Origin of the sequence: Moorena sp. SIO2C4 (genome assembly GCF_010672485.1) — a bacterium.
GTDB classification, from domain to species: Bacteria; Cyanobacteriota; Cyanobacteriia; order Cyanobacteriales; family Coleofasciculaceae; genus Moorena; species Moorena producens.
Map to the genome: position 1 here is coordinate 1 of NZ_JAAHGN010000848.1, position 3,404 is coordinate 3,404.

A 3,404-nucleotide genomic window follows, 5' to 3' on the forward strand; every position below is an offset into this window, starting at 1 on the left:
TATTAAATTCGCCAAGGTCAAGCGCACCTAAGGATACAAGCGCCTGAATTCATTTATATGGTATTTTTTAATTTTGAATGGTCGCGTTCGCGCAGCGTCGGCGAAAGCCGATAGCGATGTTTCAAGCCCCCGAATTAATTCGTGGGGTATTTTTTAATTTTGAATTGATAATTTTGAATTGGAGCGAAGGGCTTGACTCCTACCCATTTATTGATTTTTGCTGGTTCCGGTTTATTAGCAGGTATTCTTGCCGGATTTCTCGGCATTGGCGGCGGTGTAGTGCTCGTCCCCTTGTTAGTGGCATTAGGATATCAACCAGTTCAAGCGGCGGCTACCAGTAGTCTGTCGATTGTGATTACGGCTAGCTCTGGTACAGTGCAAAACTGGCGGATGGGCTACTTTGATCTAAAAAGTGTAATTGGCATCGGATTTCCGGCTCTAATCACAGCACAAATTGGTGCCTATCTAGCGGACCTGTTCCCTCCTTACTTGTTACTGGTAGCCTTTGGGATACTGCTATTGGTTACGATATATTTGATCCAACTACGCAAACAGCTTAAGTCTAGAGCGCAACAGGAATCTCAAAGAGCACCAAACAACACACCTTCTTCAAACTCTTCCACCAAAGCTACTGTAGCAAGGATAGCGACAGGTGCTTTGGCTGGCTTATTAGCTGGTCTATTTGGTATTGGTGGGGGAACAATTATGGTTCCACTCCAAATGTTGCTCCTAGGAGAACCGATTAAAACTGCGATTCAGACAAGTCTAGGGGTAATCGTGATTACAGCAGTTTCAGCCTCTGTAGGACATGCCTTACAGGGAAATGTCTTATGGATTGAGGGACTGCTGCTGGGCATAGGAGGCTTTTTGGGAGCGCAAATTAGTACTCGCTTTTTGCCAAAGTTACCAGACCAAGTGGTGAGCAATGGATTTCGCACGCTGTTGTTTTCCCTATCAATTTATATTTTTTGGCAGGCATGGCAGAGTTACGGTGCTTGAAAGTCTGTATCTATTTAATTAGACTTCGCCGCAGTGGTGAGCAATAGGGAACTTCGGACAAGGGAATAGAACTATAAATATAGCAGTCGCCAGGGCAGTTAGGACATGACAAAAGTCTCACACCCTTTGTAAGCGATGCAGCGCGGTCTTGGGGGTTTCCCCCATGAGCGACTGCATCAAGAAGCGCAAGAGTTTGACTTCTGACAAATGACTTCTGACAAATGACTTCTGCTATACATATCAGAATCAGACATCACTTTAGCAAGAGCAGGACTTACGCAAAACTGGGCATTAAATGCGCTTATGTAGTAGGGTGCTTTATTAACGCACCCTACAGATAAAGTCACTGCCTAAGTCCTGTTATAGTTTGTCAATAACCAACAACGTTTGTGTCGGAACTCAGCTTTAGGTGAAACCGCCAGCCCAGATATATCGCCCCGGCTGGACTCGTTTCCAGCCTTTAGATTCACATCCTTTAGTTAAGGTGTTACTAATGGATTTACGGGCTACATTTTTCTTCTTAGGATCCAAACCATTAGGATAAAGCACGTCCAAAACATCTGCGGCACTCATGATCTGTGGATAGTGTTCTCTTAACACAGAAGCCACGAGCTCATATAAGGTCATATACTTTAATTGCTCTAACTTAGGTAGCGGAGAAGGCCGACGAACTTTGCTCTTGGCAGGCTTTCTCTGAGGTTTATTGGTAGCAACTAAATCGGGAAAATCTTCAAGAGAAAAGGTGTAGCAACCTGGAGAGTCAGGGATAGAGTCCCATAACCCCTGGCTCTCTCCTTTCAACAAAATGGATTTGACCAGAGAAGTTTTCGAGGCAATATCGTCTTTATCCAACTCTCCAAACAGCTCCCTGATCAGGTAATCAACTCGGAAGATCGTACCCCTGTGGGTTTCCAGGAGTCGGTCAATGGCTTCTGTAATCCTCTGCTCCTGGTAATCGAGTTGTTGTTTGAGTGCTAATGCTGACTCCTCTAATTCAGTTTCAGTGGAGAAGTCTGCGGGCAATTCAGCTACTGGCGTGGTGAGGTAGTATTTTTCCTGCTGGTTGTGGTTGCTATTTCCAGGAGGCAGGAACTTGTTGGAGTTGTTTTCTGGTAGAGCTAATGCATTTGTATTTAGCAAAGCTTTAGCATGGTTAAGCTGTTCTCTTGCAACTGTGGCAGCTTGTTCATGATACTCCACCATTTGTCGGTAGTAATCAACCAAATCTGCTAACATGTTTTGACTTTGCGATGGTAGCGATGGCTGTGATGGAACATAAGACATCTACTTTTTTCCCCCAGATTCGTTAGCGTGTTGATAGCGAAGACACTTTCTGGCTACTCCTTTGCAGCGATTTCCATACTTGGGACAACAGGTAGCATAAGTCTCCCTCTCTGCAGGGGTATTGCAGTAGTGGCAAATGAACTTGTAAACCCGTGTATGGATAGTACGCCTGTGGGCTCTTACTTTGTATTCTCGAACAAAAACTTGTTTACTGGGCATAATTGTTTATATACTTTACTCCTTAAACATTAACAATGGGTTCCTGATAAGTGAAAGGAAGCGAATTAACACTGCTTGTGTGTTCTTTTTTGAACTCTCCCTGGTGTCAAGGACGGGGGATTCTACGCAGAAGGGGATAGCGGATGAAACTAGAAGCCTCAACCATAATCTTCGATTTAGTTGTCGGTACTTCACATAACTCCCATAGCAACGGGAGTAGGAGTAGTACCTTTGACTCCAATTTGATCTAACATCCTCACACAATAACTGCAAGCTGTAAAATAGGGAACTCCCGCCAGATTCCTCTGGAAAAACGGCAGCTGATGGCATCGATTCTGATTGCCTCTGTAACCCAATGCTCACAACACTCCGCTCACAACACTCCATCGGGGCTACTCACATCTGTCCATACCAAGTCATTTCCCCTAAGTAGAAGGTCATGGTCGATAAGCTAAATGCTCATCGGTGTCTAGTTTTTGACTATTCCATATCTAATCTAGGTTTGACCTTAAGCCGTGTGCCATTCTCCCGCGTGTTAATTGAATTGTGTGATCAACAATTGCCTGTTTCGTCTCCATCGCCTTTTGTTTCACTTCCTCTGGCAGCTTCTCGCCAAATTTCCCTAAATATAGAATGTCTGGTTGCTCAAATCCCAGAGTATAGACTTTTTTTTCCTCCCTTTTGGTAATGGGTAATGAGTAATGGTCGTAGGATTACCGATTACCCCGAGCCAATCATCGGACAATCTGATGTGGCATCCCTTTTCAAGAAAGGGTATAGCGCTACGCGCAAGTCAGCAAGGTTCTTGGGTCAGAAGTCAAAGGTGCGCTTTCCGTTCTCCGTAGGAGACGCGGGGCGCGTTCGGCGAATTAAATTCGCCACGGGTCGCACCTAAAAGTAAG

The 3,404-nt window shown here is 44.8% G+C and carries 3 protein-coding genes; 2 read left to right on the plus strand and 1 reads right to left on the minus strand.

The features are described 5' to 3' along the window. Nucleotides 1–192: 192 nt before the first annotated feature. Nucleotides 193–999, plus strand: a complete 807-nt coding sequence (locus tag F6K20_RS30185) for a sulfite exporter TauE/SafE family protein (protein WP_008183340.1) — start codon at nucleotides 193–195, stop codon at nucleotides 997–999. Nucleotides 1,000–1,404: 405 nt separating this feature from the next. Here the strand turns inward: F6K20_RS30185 and F6K20_RS30190 are convergent, their stop codons facing one another. Beyond that, on the minus strand, nucleotides 1,405–2,283 hold the full coding sequence (locus F6K20_RS30190) for a hypothetical protein (protein WP_075873597.1): 879 nt from the start codon (nucleotides 2,281–2,283) through the stop codon (nucleotides 1,405–1,407). Between the two features lie 913 nt (nucleotides 2,284–3,196). On the opposite strand from F6K20_RS30190, the gene F6K20_RS30195 reads away from it, so the two are divergent. Continuing rightward, the gene (locus tag F6K20_RS30195; RefSeq protein ID WP_131826915.1) at nucleotides 3,197–3,397 is read left to right on the plus strand and encodes a hypothetical protein; all 201 of its coding nucleotides are present in this window, start codon (nucleotides 3,197–3,199) and stop codon (nucleotides 3,395–3,397) included. The last annotated feature ends 7 nt before the right edge of the window (nucleotides 3,398–3,404 follow it).